Source organism: Streptomyces sp. NPDC058284 (assembly GCF_042881135.1).
In the GTDB taxonomy this organism is placed as follows: domain Bacteria; phylum Actinomycetota; class Actinomycetes; order Streptomycetales; family Streptomycetaceae; genus Streptomyces.
Genome location: NZ_JBHVYE010000030.1, coordinates 17,701 through 38,158, shown reverse-complemented (window position 1 = coordinate 38,158; position 20,458 = coordinate 17,701). Strand labels below are relative to the sequence as shown.

General features: G+C 70.9%; 21 protein-coding genes. 11 read left to right on the top strand and 10 right to left on the bottom strand.

Annotation, left to right across the window (positions count from 1 at the left end):
* Positions 1 to 18: 18 nt before the first annotated feature.
* The gene (locus ACFVYR_RS31445) at positions 19 to 933 is read left to right on the top strand and encodes a sterol desaturase family protein (RefSeq protein WP_384257681.1); all 915 of its coding nucleotides are present in this window, start codon (positions 19 to 21) and stop codon (positions 931 to 933) included.
* Positions 930 to 1,643 carry a lysoplasmalogenase gene (locus ACFVYR_RS31440; RefSeq protein WP_384257684.1) on the top strand — a complete coding sequence of 238 codons (714 nt, stop codon included), beginning with the start codon at positions 930 to 932 and terminating at the stop codon, positions 1,641 to 1,643. The genes ACFVYR_RS31445 and ACFVYR_RS31440 overlap by 4 nt, the downstream gene beginning before the upstream one ends.
* Here the strand turns inward: ACFVYR_RS31440 and ACFVYR_RS31435 are convergent.
* The 4 genes from ACFVYR_RS31435 to ACFVYR_RS31420 all read right to left on the bottom strand — a co-directional run bounded on the left by ACFVYR_RS31435 (position 1,612) and on the right by ACFVYR_RS31420 (position 6,547).
* A complete protein-coding gene (locus ACFVYR_RS31435) occupies positions 1,612 to 2,667 on the bottom strand; it encodes a CopD family protein (protein WP_384257686.1) in 1,056 nt (351 codons plus the stop codon). The two genes, ACFVYR_RS31440 and ACFVYR_RS31435, sit on opposite strands and share 32 nt — an antisense overlap.
* A 101-nt stretch (positions 2,668 to 2,768) precedes the next feature.
* Positions 2,769 to 3,338, bottom strand: a complete 570-nt coding sequence (locus tag ACFVYR_RS31430; RefSeq protein ID WP_384257688.1) for a hypothetical protein — start codon at positions 3,336 to 3,338, stop codon at positions 2,769 to 2,771.
* 81 nt (positions 3,339 to 3,419) lie between these two features.
* Positions 3,420 to 4,988: a S8 family serine peptidase gene (locus ACFVYR_RS31425; RefSeq protein WP_384257691.1), complete on the bottom strand. Its 1,569-nt coding sequence runs from the start codon at positions 4,986 to 4,988 to the stop codon at positions 3,420 to 3,422.
* A gap of 14 nt (positions 4,989 to 5,002) precedes the next feature.
* Complete coding sequence (locus ACFVYR_RS31420; RefSeq protein WP_384257693.1) at positions 5,003 to 6,547, bottom strand: S8 family serine peptidase; 1,545 nt, start codon at positions 6,545 to 6,547, stop codon at positions 5,003 to 5,005.
* Positions 6,548 to 6,902: 355 nt separating this feature from the next.
* Here ACFVYR_RS31420 and ACFVYR_RS31415 point away from each other — a divergent pair, with 355 nt between their 5' ends.
* The 3 genes from ACFVYR_RS31415 (at position 6,903) to moaA (ending at position 10,125) form a co-directional block, all read left to right on the top strand.
* Positions 6,903 to 7,325, top strand: coding sequence for a DUF485 domain-containing protein (locus ACFVYR_RS31415; protein WP_384257695.1), 423 nt, complete (start codon positions 6,903 to 6,905; stop codon positions 7,323 to 7,325).
* Positions 7,322 to 8,959, top strand: a complete 1,638-nt coding sequence (locus ACFVYR_RS31410; protein WP_384257697.1) for a cation acetate symporter — start codon at positions 7,322 to 7,324, stop codon at positions 8,957 to 8,959. The genes ACFVYR_RS31415 and ACFVYR_RS31410 overlap by 4 nt, the downstream gene beginning before the upstream one ends.
* A gap of 158 nt (positions 8,960 to 9,117) precedes the next feature.
* A complete protein-coding gene (gene moaA / locus ACFVYR_RS31405; protein WP_384257700.1) occupies positions 9,118 to 10,125 on the top strand; it encodes a GTP 3',8-cyclase MoaA in 1,008 nt (335 codons plus the stop codon).
* Between the two features lie 18 nt (positions 10,126 to 10,143).
* Here the strand turns inward: moaA and ACFVYR_RS31400 are convergent, their stop codons facing one another.
* Positions 10,144 to 10,359: a hypothetical protein gene (locus ACFVYR_RS31400; protein WP_384257702.1), complete on the bottom strand. Its 216-nt coding sequence runs from the start codon at positions 10,357 to 10,359 to the stop codon at positions 10,144 to 10,146.
* Between the two features lie 187 nt (positions 10,360 to 10,546).
* The gene (locus ACFVYR_RS31395) at positions 10,547 to 10,933 is read right to left on the bottom strand and encodes a DUF3099 domain-containing protein (protein ID WP_384257704.1); all 387 of its coding nucleotides are present in this window, start codon (positions 10,931 to 10,933) and stop codon (positions 10,547 to 10,549) included.
* Between the two features lie 225 nt (positions 10,934 to 11,158).
* Between ACFVYR_RS31395 and ACFVYR_RS31390 the strand changes: the two genes are divergently transcribed.
* On the top strand, positions 11,159 to 11,434 hold the full coding sequence (locus ACFVYR_RS31390) for a GlsB/YeaQ/YmgE family stress response membrane protein (RefSeq protein WP_384257707.1): 276 nt from the start codon (positions 11,159 to 11,161) through the stop codon (positions 11,432 to 11,434).
* A 124-nt stretch (positions 11,435 to 11,558) separates the two neighbouring features.
* Here ACFVYR_RS31390 and tyrS read toward each other — a convergent pair whose 3' ends face one another.
* The 3 genes from tyrS to ACFVYR_RS31375 form a co-directional block, all read right to left on the bottom strand.
* Positions 11,559 to 12,827 carry a tyrosine--tRNA ligase gene (tyrS, locus tag ACFVYR_RS31385; RefSeq protein WP_384257709.1) on the bottom strand — a complete coding sequence of 423 codons (1,269 nt, stop codon included), beginning with the start codon at positions 12,825 to 12,827 and terminating at the stop codon, positions 11,559 to 11,561.
* A gap of 74 nt (positions 12,828 to 12,901) precedes the next feature.
* Entirely contained in the window at positions 12,902 to 14,302 is a 1,401-nt protein-coding gene (locus ACFVYR_RS31380; RefSeq protein WP_384257712.1) for a metallopeptidase TldD-related protein, read from the bottom strand.
* A complete protein-coding gene (locus ACFVYR_RS31375; RefSeq protein ID WP_384257714.1) occupies positions 14,299 to 15,822 on the bottom strand; it encodes a TldD/PmbA family protein in 1,524 nt (507 codons plus the stop codon). Before ACFVYR_RS31375 ends, ACFVYR_RS31380 begins: the two co-directional genes overlap by 4 nt.
* A gap of 184 nt (positions 15,823 to 16,006) precedes the next feature.
* On the opposite strand from ACFVYR_RS31375, the gene fabG reads away from it, so the two are divergent.
* From fabG to ACFVYR_RS31360, 3 genes are all read left to right on the top strand, one after another.
* Positions 16,007 to 16,726, top strand: coding sequence for a 3-oxoacyl-[acyl-carrier-protein] reductase (gene fabG / locus ACFVYR_RS31370; protein WP_384257716.1), 720 nt, complete (start codon positions 16,007 to 16,009; stop codon positions 16,724 to 16,726).
* Between the two features lie 4 nt (positions 16,727 to 16,730).
* Complete coding sequence (gene fabI, locus ACFVYR_RS31365) at positions 16,731 to 17,492, top strand: enoyl-ACP reductase FabI (protein ID WP_384257719.1); 762 nt, start codon at positions 16,731 to 16,733, stop codon at positions 17,490 to 17,492.
* Between the two features lie 145 nt (positions 17,493 to 17,637).
* Positions 17,638 to 17,973: a hypothetical protein gene (locus ACFVYR_RS31360; protein WP_384257775.1), complete on the top strand. Its 336-nt coding sequence runs from the start codon at positions 17,638 to 17,640 to the stop codon at positions 17,971 to 17,973.
* Here the strand turns inward: ACFVYR_RS31360 and ACFVYR_RS31355 are convergent.
* On the bottom strand, positions 17,957 to 18,667 hold the full coding sequence (locus tag ACFVYR_RS31355) for a FadR/GntR family transcriptional regulator (RefSeq protein ID WP_384257721.1): 711 nt from the start codon (positions 18,665 to 18,667) through the stop codon (positions 17,957 to 17,959). The genes ACFVYR_RS31360 and ACFVYR_RS31355 overlap by 17 nt on opposite strands.
* 137 nt (positions 18,668 to 18,804) lie before the next feature.
* On the opposite strand from ACFVYR_RS31355, the gene ACFVYR_RS31350 reads away from it, so the two are divergent.
* Positions 18,805 to 20,109: a CynX/NimT family MFS transporter gene (locus ACFVYR_RS31350; RefSeq protein ID WP_384257724.1), complete on the top strand. Its 1,305-nt coding sequence runs from the start codon at positions 18,805 to 18,807 to the stop codon at positions 20,107 to 20,109.
* Positions 20,110 to 20,178: 69 nt separating this feature from the next.
* Positions 20,179 to 20,295, top strand: a complete 117-nt coding sequence (locus ACFVYR_RS31345; protein WP_268770442.1) for an SGM_5486 family transporter-associated protein — start codon at positions 20,179 to 20,181, stop codon at positions 20,293 to 20,295.
* Positions 20,296 to 20,458 lie beyond the last annotated feature (163 nt).

The window sequence follows — 20,458 nt, the reverse complement described above, 5'->3', positions numbered from 1 at the left end:
CCGTTCTACCGTGCACGCATGTCCCCGAACCTGCCCGATGTCGTGCTGTGGTCCATCCCCGCCTTCGTGCTGCTCACCGTCGTCGAGATCGTGAGCCACCGGATCCATCCCGACGACGACGCCGCGGGGTACGACACCAAGGACGCCGCCACCAGTATCGGCATGGGGCTCGGCAGCCTCGTCTTCGACTTCCTGTGGAAGATCCCGATCGTCGCGATCTACACCCTGGTCTACGAGCTGACCCCGCTGCGCGTGCCCGTCCTGTGGTGGACCGTCCCGCTGATGCTCCTCGCCCAGGACTTCTTCTACTACTGGTCGCACCGGGGCCACCACGTCATCCGCATCCTGTGGGCCTGCCACGTCGTGCACCACTCCAGCCGCAAGTTCAACCTCACGACGGCCCTGCGCCAACCCTGGACGAGCCTCACGGTGTGGCCGTTCTACCTGCCGCTCATCGCCTGCGGCGTCCATCCGGCGGCCCTCGCGTTCTGCTCGTCGGCCAACCTGGTCTACCAGTTCTGGATCCACACCGAACGCATCGGGAAGCTGCCCCGCCCCTTCGAGTACGTCTTCAACACGCCCTCGCACCACCGCGTGCACCACGCCTCCCAGGGCGGCTACCTGGACCGCAACTTCGGCGGCATCCTGATCGTCTGGGACCGCGTGTTCGGCTCCTGGGTCGCCGAGACCGACCGTCCCGTGTACGGCCTGACGAAGAACATCGACACGTACAACCCGCTGCGCGTCGCCACCCACGAGTACGTGGCCATCGCCAAGGACCTCAAGCGGGCCGCCAGTTGGCGCGAGCGGGCCGGGCGGGTCTTCGGCGGCCCCGGCTGGCAGCCGAGGACCCCGCAGGCACCCGCGGCCCCGCAGGCGCCCCCGGCGGCCGTGCCCGCCCCCGACGTGACGGTCCCGGAACGGGCGGCGTGACGCGCCCGCCGGCGCCGCGGCTCCTCCTCGGCGCCTTCGGCGTCGCCGCGGCCGGTGACCTCCTCGCCCTCCTCGCGGACTCCGGCCCCGGCCACGCCGCCCTCAAACCGCTGCTCATGCCGCTCCTCGCCGCGTACGCCGCCGCGCTCGGCGGTCCCCGGCCGCTCGTCGCGGCGCTCGTCTTCGGCTGGGGCGGCGACACCCTCCTGCTCTTCGACGCCGAGCCGGCCTTCCTCGCCGGGATGGGGTCCTTCGCCGCAGGACACGTCTGCTACCTCGTGCTGTTCAAGCGGTACGGCGACACCCGGAGGTACGCACCCGGCGGCGGATCGCCGCGCGCCCGCGGGGCGGCGCTCGTCACCGCGTACGCCCTCGCGCTCGTCGCCGTCGTGACACTGCTCCGGCCCGATCTGCCGGCCGGGATGCGGGGCCCGGTCGCGGGCTACAGCCTGCTGCTCACCGCCATGGCCCTCGGCGCGACCACGCTCGGCGTCACGGCCGCCGCCGGAGGGGCGCTGTTCCTGCTCTCGGACACTCTCATCGCGACCGGCGTCGCCGAGTGGCCACAGCTGCCCCGGCCAGACTTCGCCATCATGATCACGTACCTCGCGGCGCAGTACCTGCTGACCGCGGCGGTGCTCCGGACCGGCGCCGAGCCGGAACCGCGCCCGGTGCACCTCACCAGCGGATCGGCACCGGCACCGCGGTGAGCAGCGCCGAGAGCACCACGACGACGCCCAGCGCGAGCACCTCCCCGCGCGCGGGAACGTACGCCGAGAGGCGGTCCTCCGTGCGGCGCAACCGGCGGCGGGCCAGCAGCGCGAGCGCCGCGACGACGGCGACGAGCAGCAGCTTGGCGAGCAGGGTGCGGCCGTACGCGGTCTCCGTGAGCTGGTCGGTCACCGTGCCCGGCGGCATCCGGCGCAGCGTGCTGCACACCCCGGTCGCGGTGATCGCGGCGAGCAGGACGGCGGCCACGCGCGCGTAGAGCCCCAGTACCGCGACGGCCTCCCGCGGAGCGGACGTCCGCCACCGCCGCAGCAGGCGCAGGACGTACAGCAGTCCGCCCGCCCACAGGGCGCCGCAGGACAGGTGCACCAGGGTGAGGCCGCTGCCGACGAGCGGGGCGTCCTCCACGGGAGGGTGGGCCCGCAGCGCCTCCGCGACGACGACCGCGGCCAGCGGGAGTGCGGCGCCCGACGGGCGCCGGGTGCGTGCGCAGAGCGCCGCCACGAGGAAGGCGTTGACCTCCAGGAGGGCGAGCCTGCCGTCCCTGGTGTCGTAGAGCCGGCCGATGTCCAGGTCGGAGAGGCCCTGCGGCACGAGATTGCCGTTGGCCACGATGGCCGCGAGCCCGAGCGCCGCCGCGCACCCCGCCCACGCCGTGTACGCGCCCCAGCCGCGCGGTGCCCGGTGCAGCGGCGCCCCCGGGACCCGGCGGGCGAGGCGACCGGCGAAGACCTCGCCCAACTGCACGCAGAGGGCGGCGAACACGACCGTCCGCAGGAACGTGATCACGGCGGTGCCGGGGGCCTCGGCCTCGCCCGTACCGCGCAGCGCCACCGAGGGGCCGAGCAGCGGGACGAGCGCGGCGACGGCCACGAGGACGAGCACGGCGACGGCGCCACCGGGGGAGGGGCGGCGGCGCGGGGCGCGGTGCGGGACGGGGGCGGCGGCCGGTATGCCGCTTGTGGCGTCGCCTCCCGGCTCGACGGACGGACGAATGGAGCTCACGACGAAATCCTCACCAGGGCGTCCCCGACGGGCAAGTTCTGAGGGACAACTGGTGCAATACCGTTTCGAACGGGTGTAATGGTTCGGGCAGCGGCGGGCCGCTAGGCCGAGTGCGCGGTTTCCCCGGACGCGGAGGCCGCCGACCACCACAGCCTGATCGACTTCTCCGGGTCCGACGGCCGCAGCTCCCACCCCTGCGCGGCCGCGGCCCGTACGACGTAGTCGCCGCCGACACCGCGGTAGGCGCGCCGCGGGATCTCGCACTCGGCGGGCGGCAGCGGCTTCTTGGGCTTGCGCGGGGCCGAGGCCCTGGCGGTCCACCGGGCGAGGAGCTTGTCGACCTCGGCGCGGTAGTGGCCTGCGTCCCCCTCGTACCGCATCTCGGACCAGAGCACGCACCACCGGGGAAGCGTGGTGATCCGGCCGAACGCGCGGTCCATGAACCGCTCGAACCCCTTCTCGTACGAGCTGCTCACCGCGGCGACGACCTCGGTGAGCAGCCCGAAGGCGAGGGTGGCGCAGAAGACCGCGATCCCGAACACGATCCAGAACGGCAGGAACAGCACGGTCGCGACGAACCGCGCCACCAGCTGCCACCGGGGGCGGACGGGCCACGCGGCCCAGGCCTGTGCGCTCGATGCGACGAACTGCTCGTCCCTGTACTCGTACATGGTTCGACATCCTCTCCCGCGCCGCTCGCGAAGGGCCGGGCGGCCCCTCGACCGCCCGGCCCCGACCACCGCGAGGCGGCTCTACTTGCGCACGGCGTCCAGCGCGTCGGCCATGCCCACGCCGTAGAAGCCGTTCTTGTTGCGGCCGCCCTCGCAGACCGCGTCGACCTTGCCGTCACCGTCGAAGTCGTACGGGTCGGTGCACGCCATCCGGTCCGCCTGGCGGTACATGAGCTCCTTCACCCGCGCCGCCGAGGCGTGCGGGTGCGTCGACTTGACCAGCGCGGCGAGACCCGCGACGTGCGGGGACGCCATCGACGTACCGGCCTTGTAGCCGAACTTGCCGCCCGGCAGCGTCGACAGGATCCGGCCGTCCACGGCCGGCGGCGCCGGCGTCTGGTACTTGGTGGAGTCGCCGCCCGGCGCCGCGATGTCGATGACGCCCTTGCCGTAGTTCGAGTACGAGGACTTGATGCCCTTCGCACCCGTGGCCGAGACGGTCACGACGCCCGGCAGCTGCGACGGGATGTCGAAGCAGTCCTTGGTCCTGACGGTCCGCGGCACCGGGGTGGTGTCATCGGGGCTCGAGTCGTCGAGGATTTCGTCCTGGGCGAGGTCGGTCTTCGCGTTGCCCGCGGCCGCGACGTTCACCGCGCCCTTGCGCTCGGCGTACTTGGACGCCCTGCCGACCGCGTCGACCAGTGCCTTCTGGTCGTCGTCCGTCGTGCAGTTGAACAGCCACGGGTCGGTGTAGTAGCTGCTGTTGGTGACGTCGACGCCGTGGTCGGCCGCCCACACGAAGCCGCAGACCACGGCCTCCGTGTAGTACATGCCGGTCGCGGGCTCGGCCACCTTCAGGCTCGCCACCTTCACGCCGGGCGCGACGCCCGTGATCCCGGTGCCGTTCTTGGCGGCGGCGATGGTGCCCGCCACGTGCATGCCGTGGTCGCTCTCGCCGGCCACCGGCCGCCAGGCGTCGCCCTTCTGGACGGGTATGCCGCCCAGGCAGCTCGCCGAGGCCTCGCGGTCGAAGTTCGGCGCGATGTCGGGGTGCGTGTCGTCGACACCGGAGTCGAGGACGCCGACCGTGACCCTGCGGCTGCCGAGCGAGATCTCGTGCGCCTTGTCCGCCTTCATGGCGGGCAGGTCCCACTGCAGGGGCTCCAGCTCGTCCTGGCCCGCCGACGCCTTGCCCGCCGCGGCCTTCGCCTCGGCCGCGGTCAGCGGACGCTCCGACTCCAGGGCGTCGTCGGCCTGCGCCGAGAGCGGCGCGGTGCGGGTGGCGCCCGCCGAGTCGACGCCCTTCACCCGGCGGATCGTCTTCGCGAAGTCCGCGTTCGCCGAGTGGACGACGATGACACCGATCTTGTCGTACGCGATGACGACGTCGCCGCCCGCCTTGGCGATGGCCTTCTTGACGCGCGCCGAAGTGCCCTTGCCGGGCCGGACGTTCACGACGTAGCTCATCGACGCGGCGTCCGAGGCGGACGCGGACGCGGAGGCGGGGGCGTCCGGGATCGCGGCCGGGCGCGCCGACGCAGTCCCCGGCAGGAACGCGAGGGCCGAGACCACCGCGACGCCGAGCGGCAGGGCGAGCGCGCGGCGCGAGCGCGGGGAGGCGGTGGTACGGGTGGTGTGGGACCTGGTCACGAGCTGTCTCCCCTTCACTTCTTCTTCACGGCGTCGAGCGCGTCGACGAGACCGCTGCCGTAGAAGCCGTTCTTGTGCTTGCCGCCGGTCTCGCAGACCGCGTCGATGTCACCGTCGCCGTCGGGGTCGTACGCGGTCGGGCACTCCAGCCGGTCGGCCTGCTTCTTCAGGAGCCGCTGCAGCTCGGCCGGGCCCGCCTTGGGGTGGGTGGACTTGATGAGCGCGGCGACGCCTGCGGCGTGCGGCGAGGCCATCGACGTGCCCTGCAGCCAGCCGTACTGGCCGCCCGGCATGGTGGACAGGATGCGGCCGTTCTTGGAGGGGGTGTCGGCCGGGATCTGGAACTTGTCGCCGCCCGGGGCCGTGACGTCGATGACGCCCTTGCCGTAGCTGGAGTAGATCGACTTCAGGTTCCGCACACCGGTCGCGCTGACGGTGACGACGCCGGGCAGCTGGGTCGGCACGTCGAGGCATTCGTGCGGGTCGATGGTGCGGGAGACCGGGGTGGAGTCGTTCGGGCTTGAGGTGTCGACGATCGCGTCCGAGTCCAGGTCATGGTTGGAGTTGCCCGCGGAGGCCAGGCTGAGCGTGCCCTTCTTCTGGGCGTACAGCTGGGCGCGGTTGACCGCGTCGAGGATCGCCTTCTGGTCCGGGTCGTCCTTGCAGTTGTACAGCCACGGGTCCACGTAGTAGCTGTTGTTGGTGATCTCGACGCTGTGCTCGGCGGCGAACACGAAGGCGCAGACCACGTTCTCCGGGTAGAACAGCTCGTTGACCGGGTCGGCGACCTTGATGCCCGCGATCCTCACGCCGGGCGCCACGCCCGCGACGCCGACGCCGTTGCGCGCGGCGGCGATCTCACCGGCCACGTGCGTGCCGTGGTAGTGGTCGGGCTTCGTCGGGCGCCAGGCCCCGGCGGAGGTGTCCGCCTTGCCGCCGGCGCAGTTCGCCGACTGCGACGGCGAGAAGTTCGGGGCGAGGTCCGGGTGGGTGTCGTCGACGCCGGTGTCGATCACGGCGACCGTGACGTTCCTGCTGCCCGGGTTGATCTTCGCGGCCTTGTCGGCGCCGATCGCCCGCAGGTCCCACTGATCGGCTTCCATCGGCTCGTCGCCCGGGGCGGCGTGCCGCTTCAGGGACTTGGCCTCGGCCTCGGTGAGGAGCTCGGCCCGGCCGTCCTCGGTGGTGCCCGCCGCCTTCAGCGGGGAGGTGTGGGTAGCGCCCGCGGACTGAACGCCGCGGACGCCGCGTATCCGCTCGCCGAACTGCGGGTCCGCCGAGTGCACGACGATGACGCCGATCTTGTCGTGCGTGACGACGACGGAGCCGCCGGCCCGCGCTATCGCCTTCTCGACGTACGCGATCGTCTTGCGGTCCGTACGGGTGTTGACGACGTACGCGAAGGCGGGGGCGTCCTTCGCGGACCGCGCCGACACCGGGGCGGGGGAGCCGTCCGGGGCCGCGGTGGCGGAGCCGGGCATGAAGCCGACCGAGGCGGCGAGGGCGAGGCCGAGCGGCACGGTGAGTGCCGTACGGCGTCTGGAACGCAGATGAGCCATGGGATCTCCACATCATCCGGAGACGAGAACCGCACACGGAATTGCATACGGAACTGCCCGAACACGACTGGTGCTCGGGCAGGTACATGACGGGTGGTTCAGGGTGAAGCTAACCCGGAAAGTCCCAGGCCATCAATGAGTTGCCGAAGAAATCGGGGAGTTCGGCCACGTCGCGCGGCGCGCGGGGACGTTGAGCAGGGGACGGAAGCAACATCAACCCCCTGTCGGATCACGTCCCGTGGCCTTAGCATCGCCATCCGTGGCCCACGTGATCCGCGTCACTCCCGGATGCGAGGCCTGCGACCCCATGGAACAACTGTCCGTCCCCACCCCACCCGCACCACGAGGAGACTCCGTGGCCACCGACGCACCGCCCCCTTCGAAGGGTGGCGCAGGAAAAGACCCCGCTCCCCACGCGCCCTCCACGGAGGAGTTCATCGAGGTGCAGGAGGGCGCGGAATTCGGTGAACTGCGCCGCTCGCACCGCTCGTTCGCCTTCCCGCTCACCGTCGCCTTCATCGCCTGGTACCTCGGGTACGTCCTGCTCTCCAACTACGCGGGCGAGTTCATGGGCACCAAGCTGTTCGGCAACATCAACGTCGCCCTGGTCCTCGGCCTGGGGCAGTTCCTGACCACGTTCCTCATCGCCTGGTTCTACTCGCGGCACGCCGCCGCGCGGCTCGACCCCAAGGCCGAGGCCATCAGGGCCCGCATGGAGAACGGCCCGCAGCCCCGCATGGAGAACGGCACGCAGACCCGCCTGGAGGGCGACGCATGAGCCCCGCGCACCCCGCCGTCATCGAGCTGGCGGCCGCGTCCGACGCCTCCGAGCACCGGACGCTGATCATCAGCCTCTTCGCGGTGTTCGTCGTCGCGACCCTCGTCATCACCGTGTGGGCCGGGCGGCAGACCAAGAGCGCCGCCGACTTCTACGCGGGCGGCCGGCAGTTCACCGGCTTCCAGAACGGCCTGGCCATCTCCGGCGACTACATGTCCGCCGCGTCCTTCCTCGGCATCGCGGGCGCCATCGCCCTCTTCGGCTACGACGGCTTCCTCTACTCCATCGGCTTCCTGGTCGCCTGGCTGGTGGCGCTCCTCCTGGTCGCCGAACCGCTGCGCAACTCCGGCCGCTACACGATGGGCGACGTCCTCGCGTACCGCATGCGCCAGCGCCCGGTCCGCACCGCGGCCGGCACCTCCACCATCGTCGTCTCGATCTTCTACCTGCTCGCGCAGATGGCCGGTGCGGGCGTCCTCGTCTCGCTTCTCCTCGGCATCACCTCCGACGCGGGCAAGATCCTCATCGTCGCCCTCGTCGGCGTCCTGATGATCGTCTACGTCACCATCGGCGGCATGAAGGGCACCACCTGGGTGCAGATGGTGAAGGCCGTCCTGCTCATCGCGGGCACCATCCTCATCACCTTCCTGATCCTGCTGAAGTTCCACTTCAACGTCTCCGACCTGCTCGGCACCGCCGCCTCCAACAGCGGCAAGGGCTCCGCCTTCCTGGAGCCCGGCCTCAAGTACGGCGCGAGCGGCACCACCAAGCTGGACTTCATCTCGCTCGGCATCGCCCTGGTCCTGGGCACCGCGGGCCTGCCGCACATCCTGATCCGCTTCTACACGGTGCCCACAGCCAAGGCCGCCCGTAAGTCAGTGAACTGGGCCATCGGCATCATCGGCGCCTTCTACCTGATGACGATCGTCCTCGGCTTCGGCGCCGCCGCGCTGCTCAAGCCCGGCGACATCATCGCCTCCAACAAGGCGGGCAACACCGCGGCGCCGCTCGCCGCCATGGAGATCGGCGGCGGTGGCGACTCCACCGGCGGCGCGCTGCTGCTCGCGGTGATCTCCGCGGTCGCCTTCGCCACCATCCTCGCCGTCGTCGCGGGCCTCACCCTCGCCTCGTCGTCGTCGTTCGCGCACGACATCTACGCCAACGTCATCCGCAAGGGCAAGGCCACCGAGAAGGAGGAGATGAAGGCCGCCCGCTGGGCCACCGTCTTCATCGGCATCGTCTCCATCGCGCTCGGCGCACTCGCCCGCGACCTGAACGTGGCGGGCCTGGTCGCCCTCGCCTTCGCGGTCGCGGCCTCCGCCAACCTGCCGACCATCCTCTACAGCCTGTTCTGGAAGAGGTTCACCACGCAGGGCGCGCTCTGGTCCATCTACGGCGGCCTCGTCGCCGCCGTCGGCCTGGTGCTGTTCTCCCCGGTCGTCTCCGGCAAGCCGAGCTCGATGTTCCCCGACGCGAACTTCGACTACTTCCCGCTGGAGAACCCGGGCCTGATCTCCATCCCGCTGGGCTTCCTGCTCGGCTGGCTCGGCTCACTCCTCTCCAAGGAGGAGCCCGACAAGGGCAAGTACGCGGAGCTGGAGGTCAAGTCCCTCACCGGCGTCGGAGCGCACTGACGAGAAATTGTTCACGCGTTCGCAGCGGCCGCGTCGTAGAGTCCTACGACGCGGCCGCGCTGTTCCTCGTGGCAAATGGCCCATGGCGTTGTCAGAGGTCTGGCGTAAGGTCGAAACCAGTCGGGAACATCAGCACCAACCGCCGGGGAGGGGCCGCAGTGCTCATCGACACGTATGGCCGCGTAGCCACTGACCTGCGCGTATCACTGACCGACCGCTGCAATCTGCGCTGTACGTACTGCATGCCGGAGGAAGGCCTGCAGTGGCTGGCCAAGCCCGATCTGCTCACCGACGACGAGATCGTCCGCCTCGTGCGCATCGCCGTCACACAGCTCGGCATCACCGAGGTCCGCTTCACCGGCGGCGAGCCGCTGCTGCGCCCCGGTCTCGTCGGCATCGTCGAGCGCTGCGCCCAGCTCGAGCCCCGCCCGAAGATGTCCCTGACGACGAACGGCATCGGTCTCAAGCGCACCGCGAAGGCCCTCAAGGCCGCGGGCCTGGACCGGGTCAACGTCTCCCTGGACACCCTGCGCCCCGACGTCTTCAAGACACTCACCCGCCGTGACCGTCACAAGGACGTCCTCGAAGGCCTCGAAGCGGCCCGCGACGCCGGCCTCACCCCGGTCAAGGTCAACACCGTCCTGATGCCGGGCCTGAACGACGACGAGGCCCCCGACCTCCTCGCCTGGGCCGTGGAGAACGCGTACGAGCTGCGCTTCATCGAGCAGATGCCCCTCGACGCCCAGCACGGCTGGAAGCGCGACGGAATGATCACAGCTGGTGACATCCTGAACTCCCTGCGCACCCGCTTCGAGCTCACTGAGGAAGGCTCCACGGAGCGCGGCTCGGCCCCCGCGGAGCGCTGGATCGTCGACGGCGGCCCGCACCGCGTCGGCGTCATCGCCTCCGTCACCCGCCCGTTCTGCTCGGCCTGCGACCGCACCCGGCTGACCGCCGACGGCCAGGTGCGCACCTGCCTGTTCGCCACGGAGGAGACCGACCTGCGCGGAGCCCTGCGCGCGGCCCCCGAAAGCAGCACGGACGGCTCGGACGAGGCCATCGCCCGCATCTGGAAGCTCGCCATGTGGGGCAAGAAGGCGGGCTCGGGCCTGGACGACCCGTCGTTCCTGCAGCCGGAGCGCCCGATGTCGGCGATCGGCGGCTAGTCGGCCCGGCCGGCTCGGCTAGCCTTCCCGGGCTGCCCATTCCGCGAGCGGCACCACGTCCTTCAACATCCCGCGCACGCCCAGGAATTGGGCGAGGTGCTCGCGGTGCTCCCCGCACGCGAGCCACGTCTTGCGCCGCTCGGGAGTATGGATCTTGGGGTTGTTCCAGGCGAGCACCCAGACCGCGTCGACGCGGCAGCCCTTGGCGGAACAGATGGGGGTTTCGTCACTCACAGTCGCGTCCAAGTGCTTCACAACAAGGCGACGCCGAGCAGCCACGGGGGGAGCTGCCCGGCGTCGGTCTGTCGCTCCGACGGGGGATGCGGAGCGCGTACGAAGTATGTCACGGGGGACCCGGTGACTGGCACCGGAACTACATGAATGGTCTGAGGTTTTCTTGAGCTTGGCGCAACGTCGACGGTCAGCTCTGCTCGTGCGCCGCGTTCCGCCGCTGGTCGTACGAGGATGCCAGGGGATCTTCCGGGGTGGATTCAGCGGCGGCGGTCGCGACGGGCGGCGCCAGCATTGGCCGAGAAGGAGCGGGTACGAACGTCGACGGCAGCGACGGCGCGTTCTCCCGGCCGGCGTTGGCGATCACGACGGAGACGTACGGCAGGAGAATTCCGAGTACCAGAGCGACGAACGCGACGTGCCGTTCGACGTTCCACAGCACCGCCGCGGCCACGACCGACACCGTACGCACCGTCATCGAGATCACATACCGGCGCTGCCTGCCCCGGACGTCCTCCGCGAGACCCTGCCGCGCCCCCGTGATCCGGAAGACCTGGCCGCTGCTCTGCTTCCGCATCACGCTCCACCGCCCTGTCCGATGTGCCGGACTCTCCGTGGATACCTGCCCCGGTCCGACCCCTCAACGTTACGCCGCGGCTGCGTCGCCTACGAGACCGGGGCAGGCCTCACCTCGGTGCTCTTCCTGCGCCGTGCCACGTATGGCGGTGCCCGACATGCGCCGTATGGCGGACCGGCCGACACTTGCCGTAACGCTCATGTGGAGCCATATGAGGAGGCAGCTATGGGCTGGTTGTGGGCGATCATCGTGGGATTCGTGCTGGGGCTGATTGCCAAGGCGATCCTGCCCGGTAAGCAGCACAGTCCGCTCTGGCTGACCACGGTGTTCGGAATCATCGGAGCCGTCCTGGGCAACTGGCTCGCCACGCAGTTCGGCATCAACGAGACCAAGGGCATCGACTGGGGGCGCCACGCGCTGCAGCTGGTCGCCGCGGTCGTGGTCGTCGGCCTGGGTGACGCTGCGTACAACATGATCCGGGGCAAGAGGCGAACGGCCTAGCCGCACGGGCGCACTCACGCACTCACGCCCTCACACACTCACACACTCATGCACGGAAGAGGGCCGGTCCGCACGGACCGGCCCTCCTCGCATGTGCGGGTCAGGCCCCGCCGCGTGCCCGCGCTCAGCCCGCCGTGACCTCGACCGCGGCCAGGTTCTTCTTGCCGCGGCGCAGCACCAGCCAGCGCCCGTGCAGCAGATCCGAGCGGGACGGCACGGCGTCCTCGGCGGCGACCTTCACGTTGTTCACGTAGGCACCGCCCTCCTTGACCGTGCGGCGGGCGGCCGACTTGCTCGCCACCAGGCCGACCTCGGCGAGCAGGTCCACGACCGGTCCGAGCTCGGCGACCTGGATGTGCGGCAGCTCGGAGAGCGCCGCGGCCAGCGTCGCCTCGTCGAGATCGGCGAGGTCGCCCTGGCCGAACAGCGCCTTGGACGCGGCGATGACCGCGGCACACTGGTCCGCGCCGTGCACCAGCGTGGTCAGCTCCTCGGCGAGCGCGCGCTGCGCGGCGCGCGCCTGCGGACGCTCCTCCGTCTGCTTCTCGATCTCCTCCAGCTCCTCGCGGGACTTGAAGGACAGGATCCGCATGTACGTCGAGATGTCCCGGTCGTCCACGTTCAGCCAGAACTGGTAGAACGCGTACGGCGTCGTCATCTCCGGGTCGAGCCAGACGGCGCCGCCCTCGGTCTTGCCGAACTTGGTGCCGTCCGCCTTGACCATCAGCGGTGTGGCGAGCGCGTGGACCGTCGCGTCCGGCTCCAGGCGGTGGATCAGGTCGATGCCGGCCGTGAGGTTGCCCCACTGGTCGGATCCGCCCTGCTGGAGCGTGCAGCCGTACCGCCGGTACAGCTCCAGGAAGTCCATGCCCTGCAGGAGCTGGTAGCTGAACTCCGTGTAGGAGATGCCTTCCTGCGACTCCAGGCGGCGGGCCACGGAGTCCTTGGTGAGCATCTTGTTCACGCGGAAGTGCTTGCCGATGTCGCGCAGGAACTCGATCGCGGACAGGCCCGCGGTCCAGTCGAGGTTGTTGACCATCGTGGCGGCGTTGTCGCCCTCGAAGGACAGGAACGGCTCGATCTGCGAACGCAGCCGGGCCACCCAGTTCGCGACCGTCTCCGGATCGTTCAGGGTGCGCTCGGCGGTCGGCCGCGGGTCGCCGATCTGGCCGGTGGCCCCGCCGACGAGCGCCAGCGGCCGGTGCCCTGCCTGCTGGAGCCTGCGGACGGTGAGGACCTGCACCAGATGCCCGACGTGCAGGCTCGCCGCGGTCGGGTCGAAGCCGCAATAGAACGTGACGGGACCGTCCGCGAGCGCCTTGCGCAGTGCGTCTTCATCGGTGGACAGGGAGAAGAGTCCCCGCCACTTCAGCTCGTCGACGATGTCCGTCACGGTCTCGTGTCTCCTTGGGTGTGCTTGCACGGTGCACGAAAGTGCGAGGTTGCACGGAAGTGCAAGGTCCGAGGTTATACGCCCTGGCTGACCGAACTCATGTTGAAATCCGGGACGCGCAGCGCGGGCATGGCGGCCCGGGTGAACCAGTCGCCCCACTCGCGCGGCAGTGTCCGCTCCGTACGGCCCGCCTCGGTGGCCCGGCCGAGCACGCCGACCGGCGACTCGTTGAACCGGAAGTTGTTCACCTCGCCCACCACCTCGCCGTTCTCCACGAGGTACACGCCGTCCCTGGTCAGGCCGGTGAGCAGCAGCGTCGCCGGATCGACCTCGCGGATGTACCAGAGGCAGGTGAGCAGCAGTCCGCGCTCGGTGGCCGCGACCATCTCGTCCAGTGAGCGGTCGCCGCCGCCGTCCAGGACGAGGTTGTCGACGGCCGGCGTCACCGGCAGCCCGGTCAGCTCCGCGCTGTGCCGGCTGGTGGCCAGGTGAGCGAGGTCACCGGCGCGGATCCACTCGGTGGTGGAGAGCGGCAGGCCGTTGTCGAAGACGGAGGCGTCACCGCCCGAGGCGTGCGCGAGGACGAACGGCGCCGCCTCAAGGCCCGGCTCGTGCGGGTCGCTGCGCAGCGTCAGCGGCAGCCCGGCGATCCGCTCGCCGAGCCGCGTGGCGCCGCCCGGCTTAGCGAAGACGGTGCGGCCCTCGACGGCGTCGCGGGCCGACGACTGCCAGATCTGGTAGATCAGCAGGTCCGCGACGGCGGTCGGCGGCAGCAGCGTCTCGTACCGCCCCGCGGGCAGGTCGATGCGCCGCTCCGCCCAGGTCAGGCGCCGCGCGAGCTCGGCGTCGAGCGCTGCCGGGTCCACGTCCCCGAAGTCGCGGGTGGCCCGCCCCGCCCACGCCGACCTGGTGCGGTCGGGAGACTTGGCGTTCAGCTCGAAGGTGCCGGTCGGCTGGTCGTGCCGCAGCCGCAGCCCCGTCGACGTACCGAGGTAGCTGGAGACGAACTCATGGTTGGCGAAGCCGTACAGCTCGCGACCGCCCGCCCGGGCCCGCGCGAACGCTTCCCCGAGCGCCGGCGCGAACTCCGCGAAGACGGCGGAGGAGGTCTCGGCGGGCGCCTCGGTGAAGTCGGGGGACGCGGCGGTGCCGGTCACCAGCGGCTGGGCGTCCTCGGCGGGGCCCGCGCCGCGCGCGGCCTCCTCGGCGGCCCGCACCAGCGGCTCCAGGTCGTCGGCGGTCACGGCCGAGCGCGTCACGACCCCGGAGGCGGTGCCTTCCTTGCCGTCGACGGTCGCGATGACGGTGAGGGTGCGACCGCGGGTCACGCCGTTGGTGGTCAGCGCGTTGCCGGCCCAGCGCAGGTTCGCCGTCGACTCCTCGTCGGCGATCACGACGCAGCCGTCGGCGGTGGACAGTTCGAGGGCGCGCTCGACGATCTCGTGCGGCCTGGTGCTGCGCATCGACGGGCTCATCGACCGGCCTCCTGCGTGGTGTTGAGAATGTTCACGCCCCGGAACAGGGCGGACGGGCAGCCGTGCGAGACGGCGGCGATCTGGCCCGGCTGGGCCTTGCCGCAGTTGAAGGCGCCGCCGAGGACATACGTCTGCGGGCCGCCGACCGCCGTCATCGAGCCCCAGAAGTCGGTGGTCGTCGCCTGGTAGGCGACGTCGCGCAGCTGCCCGGCGAGCCGCCCGTTCTCGATCTTGTAGAACCGCTGCCCGGTAAACTGGAAGTTGTACCTCTGCATGTCAATCGACCAGGATCGGTCCCCGACCACGTAGATGCCGCGGTCGACGCCCGCGATCAGGTCCTCCGTGGAGAGCCCGCCGGGATCCGGCCGCAGCGAGACGTTGGCCATGCGCTGCACCGGTACGTGTCCGGGGGAGTCCGCGAACGCGCAGCCGTTGGAGCGCTCGAAGCCGGTGAGCTTCGCGATGCGCCGGTCCAGCTGGTAGCCGACCAGTGTGCCGTCCTTGATCAGGTCCCAGGACTGCGCGGCCACGCCCTCGTCGTCGTACCCGATGGTCGCGAGCCCGTGCTCGGCGGTCCTGTCGCCCGTCACGTTCATCAGCGGTGAGCCGTACGCCAGCTCACCGAGCCGGTCGAAGGTGGCGAACGACGTCCCCGCGTACGCCGCTTCGTAGCCGAGCGCGCGGTCCAGCTCGGTGGCGTGGCCGATGGATTCGTGGATCGTCAGCCAGAGGTTGGACGGGTCGACGATCAGGTCGTACGAGCCCGCCCGCACACTCGGCGCCCGCATCTTCTCGGCCAACTGCTCGGGGATCTCGGCGAGTTCGCTCTCCCAGTCCCAGCCGGTCCCCGTGAGGTACTCCCAGCCGCGCCCGGCCGGCGGCGCGATCGTCCGCATCGAGTCGAACTCGCCGCTCGACTCGTCGACGGCCACCGCCGTCAGCTGCGGGTGCAGCCGCACGCGCTGCTGGGTGGTCACCGTCCCCGCCGTGTCCGCGTAGAACTTGTTCTCGTGGACGGTGAGCAGCTCGGCGTCGACATGCGCGACGCCGTCCGCGGCGAGCAGCCGCGCGCTCCAGTCGGCGAGCAGCCCCGCCTTCTCCTCGGCCGGCACGGAGAACGGATCGATCTCGTACGAGGAGATCCACGTCCGCTCCGCGTGCACCGGCTCGTCCGCGAGCTCCACCCGCTCGTCCGCGCCCGCGGCCTTGATGACCTGCGCGGACAGCTTCGCCATCGCCACGGCCTGCGAGGCGACCCGGGCCGCCGCGTCCATCGTCATGTCGACACCCGAGGCGAAGCCCCAGGTGCCGCCGTGCACCACCCGCACCGCGTACCCGAGGTCCGTGGTGTCGGAGGTGCCCGCCGGTCTGGCGTCGCGCAGCCGCCAGGAGGCGCTGCGCACCCGCTCCAGGCGGAAGTCCGCGTGGTCGGCGCCGAGCGCCCGCGCGCGGGCGAGCGCGGCGTCGGCGAGAGGCCGCAACGGCAGTGCCGCGAAGGCTTCATCGATGGAATGGGGCACGGGTGTCTCCCTGTTGTCGGCGCCGGTCGGGTCCGATCATGTCGTCCGGAGGGCCCGGGGACCAGAGTTTATGTAGGGACCCGACAGGGAGTCCTCCGAGCCACTGTCGGTCGTCGATTCTCCGTATCGCGACAGGTACCGATAGGTTTTCGAGGTACCAGACCGCTAGGGAAAGGGTGATCCGTTGAGCCGCTCGGTTCTCGTCACCGGAGGAAACCGGGGCATCGGCCTCGCCATCGCCCGCGCATTCGCCGACGCCGGCGACAAGGTCGCGATCACCTTCCGCTCGGGTGAGCCGCCGAAGGAACTCACCGACGCCGGTGTCCTCGCCGTCAAGTGCGACATCACCGACGCCGAGCAGGTGGAGCAGGCATACAAGGAGATCGAGGAGAAGCACGGGAACGTCGAGGTCCTGGTCGCCAACGCGGGCATCACCAAGGACCAGCTCCTGATGCGCATGACCGAGGACGACTTCACGTCCGTCCTCGACACCAACCTCACCGGCACCTTCCGCGTCGTCAAGCGCGCCAACCGCGGCATGCTGCGCGCCAGGAAGGGCCGCGTCGTCCTCATCTCCTCGGTCGTGGGTCTGCTGGGCGGCGCCGGGCAGGCGAACTACGCCGCCTCCAAGGCGGGCCTGGTCGGCTTCGCGCGCTCGCTCGCCCGCGAGCTGGGATCGCGCAACCTCACCTTCAACGTCGTCGCACCCGGTTTCGTCGACACCGACATGACCAAGGTGCTGACGGACGAGCAGCGCGCGGGCATCGTCGCCCAGGTGCCGCTCGGCCGTTACGCGCAGCCCGAGGAGATCGCCGCCGCGGTGAAGTTCCTCGCGTCCGACGACGCCTCGTACATCACTGGAGCCGTCATCCCCGTTGACGGCGGATTGGGCATGGGTCACTGATCACATGAGCGGAATTCTCGACGGCAAGCGCATCCTCATCACGGGTGTGCTGATGGAGTCCTCCATCGCCTTCCACGCGGCCAAGGTCGCTCAGGAGCAGGGCGCGGAGGTCATCCTGACCGCCTTCCCGCGGCCCACCCTGACCGAGCGCATCGCCAAGAAGCTGCCCAAGCCCGCCAAGGTCATCGAGCTTGACGTGACCAACCAGGAGCACCTGGACCGCCTGGAGGGCCTCGTCCGCGACGAGCTCGGCGGCCTGGACGGCGTCGTCCACTCCATCGGGTTCGCCCCGCAGGGCGCCTTCAACTTCCTGGAGGCCACCTTCGAGGACGTCTCGACGGCGATGCACGTCTCCGCGTACTCCCTGAAGTCGCTCACGATGGCGTGCCGCCCCCTGTTCGGCGACAGCGCCTCGGTCGTCGGCCTCACCTTCGACGCCCAGTACGCCTGGCCCAAGTACGACTGGATGGGCCCGGCCAAGGCCGCCCTCGAGGCCACCAGCCGCTACCTCGCCCGCGACCTGGGCAAGGAGGACATCCGCTGCAACCTGATCTCCGCGGGGCCGATCGGCTCCATGGCGGCCAAGTCCATCCCGGGCTTCGCCGACCTCGCGGACGTCTGGAACAGCCGCTCGCCGCTGAGCTGGGACATGGCCGACCCCGAGCCCGCGGGCCGAGGCATCGTCGCCCTGCTCTCGGACTTCTTCCCGAAGACGACCGGCGAGATCATCCACGTCGACGGCGGCGTGCACATGATGGGCGCCTGACCAGGCATTTCGCCCGTCATACGGTACGTTCCCGAGGCCCCGTCCCCCGCAGCGCGCGGGAGGCGGGGCCTCACCCGTTCGGCCCACGGGCCGGGCGGCGGCGGGGGAGCGGCGGGCACCCTGGAGTGTGCGTCTCTCCGGTGCGGTGCTCGTGGCTCTCGCTCTTGTGGTCGCCGCGCCGAGCGGTGCGCCGCAGGGACCGCATCCCGCGCGCGCGGGAGGGGCGGCGGGCGCGAAGGCGCAGAAGGCCCGGCCCTTCGGCTCCGAGTGCCGTACGGGCGTCGCGGGCCAGACCGTCGTCGCGTACTGCCACAACCCCTACCCCGAGACCGACCGCGTCCGTCTGCACGTGGAGTGCGCCCGCTGGTGGGACATCGACACCGACTCGCGGCCCGTCGAGGCGGGGCCCGCGATGACGGTGCGGCTCACCGGGCGGTGCTGGAAAGAGGTCCGCTCCGTCTGGGTCAGCCACCAGAAGTGACGCCCCGGCCGTCGGCCCTCCCCGACCGCTCAGGGCGGCACATGAACGGATAGCCCGCGGCCTCCACGGCGGCGGCCTGCGCGTCCCCGGCACGGATCGCGTCGACCAGCCGGGCGTGGTCCATGTGCGTCTCGGGGGTCAGCTCCGTGCCGATGTCCTCGCGCAGCCAGTCCCGCAGGACCTCGCCGAGGTCCGCGTAGAGCGCCGTCATGACGTCGTTGTGCGAGGCGGCGACGACGGCCATGTGGAAGGTCGCGTCGGCCGTCACGAACGCCTCGGCGTCCCCGGAGGCCCAGGCCTCCTCGCGGCGTACCAGCAGGCCGTCGAGCTGCTTGAGGTCGCGCTCGGTACGGCGCTCCGCGGCGAGCTCGGCGGCGCTCGACTCCAGCGTGCTGCGCAGCTCGGCGATGTGCCGCGGGTCCGCGTCGGCGAATCTGCGCTGCATGACGCCGGCCAGCTCGCTCGTCGCGACCACATAGGTGCCCGAACCCTGGCGGATGTCGAGCAGGCCGTTGTGCGCGAGGGCGCGCACCGCCTCCCTGACCGTGTTCCTGGCCACGCCAAGCTGCTCCACCAGCTCCGGCTCGGTGGGAATGCGGGAGCCCACCGGCCACTCGCCCGAGGAGATCTGGTTGCGCAGCTCGGCGATGACCTGTTCGGAGAGAGCCGAACGGCGAGGGGTGGTCAGCGGCATGACGTTCCTTCGTGCGGTGGCGGTGGCGGTGGCGGTGGCGGTGGCGGTGGCGGTGGGGGGGGGGCTGAGGGGCGTGCGTTCCAGGTGTGACGGAAACGATTGGACAGCCAATCATCCCATGATTCTATGATGGCCCCATGGCTAGTGAGGAAACCGGCACGATGACCCCGCCCACGACACCCCCCGTCCGCACCGCGGCCGGGGAGAAACAGGCCCCCACGCGCGCGTGGGCGACGCGACTCGTCATCGTCGGCATCGTCCTCGCGGCCATGAACCTGCGCCCCGCCATCACCAGCCTCGGCTCCCTCCTCGAAGAGGTGCGCGACGGCCTCGGCATGAGCGGCACCCTCGCCGGACTGCTCACCTCCGTACCGCCCCTCTGCTTCGCGGTCTTCGGAGTGATGGCCCCCCGCTTCGCCCGGCGCTTCGGTCCCGGCGCCGTCGTCTGCGTCGGCATGGCCGCGATCGCCGCGGGACTGCTCATCCGGCCCTTCGTCGGCGGCACCGCGGGCTTCCTCGCCGCCACCGCTCTCGCCCTCATGGGCATCGCGGTCAGCAACGTCCTCATGCCGGTCATCGTCAAGCGCTGGTTCCCCGACCGCGTCGGCTCGATGACCGGCCTGTACTCGATGGCACTGGCGCTCGGCACCTCCCTCGCCGCGGCGCTCACGGTCCCGATGACCGACGCGCTCGGCGGGCGCTGGCAGACCGGACTCGCCGTCTGGGCGGGCCTCGCCGTCGTCGCCGTCGTGCCGTGGATCCCGCTCGTCAAGGACCGCGGTCCGGTCTCCGCCGCCGCCCCTGAGCACGTCGACCCCGCGGTGCGGCAGGAGGACGCCGGACTGCGCATCACCCACAGCCGCACCGCCTGGGCCCTCGCCGTCTTCTTCGGACTCCAGGCGACGGCCGCGTACATCACGATGGGCTGGATGCCGCAGATCTTCCGGGACGCGGGCGTCCCGGCGGGCGAGGCGGGCGTGCTGCTCGCCGTCACGATGGCCATGGGCGTGCCGCTGGCTTTCGTCATCCCGAGGGTCGCCACGCGCCTGCCCAGCCAGGGGCCCGTCGTGATCGTCCTCGGTCTCTGCGGCCTCGCCGGATACGCGGGCCTCTACCTCGCCCCCGCCGCCGGCGCCTGGGGCTGGGCACTGCTGATGGGCATCTCCAACTGCGCCTTCCCGCTCGCCCTCACGATGGTCGGAATGCGGGCCAAGAGCAGCGTGGGCGTCGCGAAGCTGTCCGCCTTCGCGCAGAGCACCGGCTACCTGATCTCGATCCCGGGACCGCTCCTCGTGGGCGTGCTCTACCAGCACAGCGGCGGCTGGGGCCTGCCCCTCACCCTCATGGCGTGCCTGATGGTGCCGCAGATCGTCGTCGGCACCCTGGCGGGCCGCAACCGCACGGTCGAGGACGAAGTGGCGGCCAAGGCCGCGGCGGCCTGACCCCGACGGGTGCCGAAGGGGCCCGACCCCGACGGCGGGGGGACCGGCGAAGGGTGCGAGACTGGCCATATGCCCGTCCTCGACCCGAACCCCCAGAACGGCCAGAAGAAGCTGCTCATCGTGCTCGGCGCGATGCTGGCCATCACCGTGATCATCGGCGTCATCGCCTCCATCGCCTCGCCGTGAGCCGACGCCCGCAAGGGACCCGAACGGACCTCGGCGGGGCGGATGGTGGGGCTAGCACCCCCATCCCCTAGGGGGCCAGTGTCAGGGTCAAGTGGGTGGGTCTCCGGATGGGGTTGAGGGGCGCCGATCACCTAACTTCGAGTGGTGGCCGCGAAAACGCGGC

Coding starts and splice junctions, on each gene's coding strand:
- ACFVYR_RS31445 (WP_384257681.1), top strand. CDS start 19: ATGTCCCCGAACCTGCCCGATGTCGTGCTGTGGTCCATCCCCGCCTTC.
- ACFVYR_RS31430 (WP_384257688.1), bottom strand. CDS start 3,338: ATGTACGAGTACAGGGACGAGCAGTTCGTCGCATCGAGCGCACAGGCC.
- ACFVYR_RS31420 (WP_384257693.1), bottom strand. CDS start 6,547: ATGGCTCATCTGCGTTCCAGACGCCGTACGGCACTCACCGTGCCGCTC.
- ACFVYR_RS31410 (WP_384257697.1), top strand. CDS start 7,322: ATGAGCCCCGCGCACCCCGCCGTCATCGAGCTGGCGGCCGCGTCCGAC.
- ACFVYR_RS31395 (WP_384257704.1), bottom strand. CDS start 10,933: ATGCGGAAGCAGAGCAGCGGCCAGGTCTTCCGGATCACGGGGGCGCGG.
- ACFVYR_RS31390 (WP_384257707.1), top strand. CDS start 11,159: ATGGGCTGGTTGTGGGCGATCATCGTGGGATTCGTGCTGGGGCTGATT.
- ACFVYR_RS31380 (WP_384257712.1), bottom strand. CDS start 14,302: ATGAGCCCGTCGATGCGCAGCACCAGGCCGCACGAGATCGTCGAGCGC.
- fabI (WP_384257719.1), top strand. CDS start 16,731: ATGAGCGGAATTCTCGACGGCAAGCGCATCCTCATCACGGGTGTGCTG.
- ACFVYR_RS31355 (WP_384257721.1), bottom strand. CDS start 18,667: ATGCCGCTGACCACCCCTCGCCGTTCGGCTCTCTCCGAACAGGTCATC.
- ACFVYR_RS31350 (WP_384257724.1), top strand. CDS start 18,805: ATGGCTAGTGAGGAAACCGGCACGATGACCCCGCCCACGACACCCCCC.
- ACFVYR_RS31345 (WP_268770442.1), top strand. CDS start 20,179: ATGCCCGTCCTCGACCCGAACCCCCAGAACGGCCAGAAGAAGCTGCTC.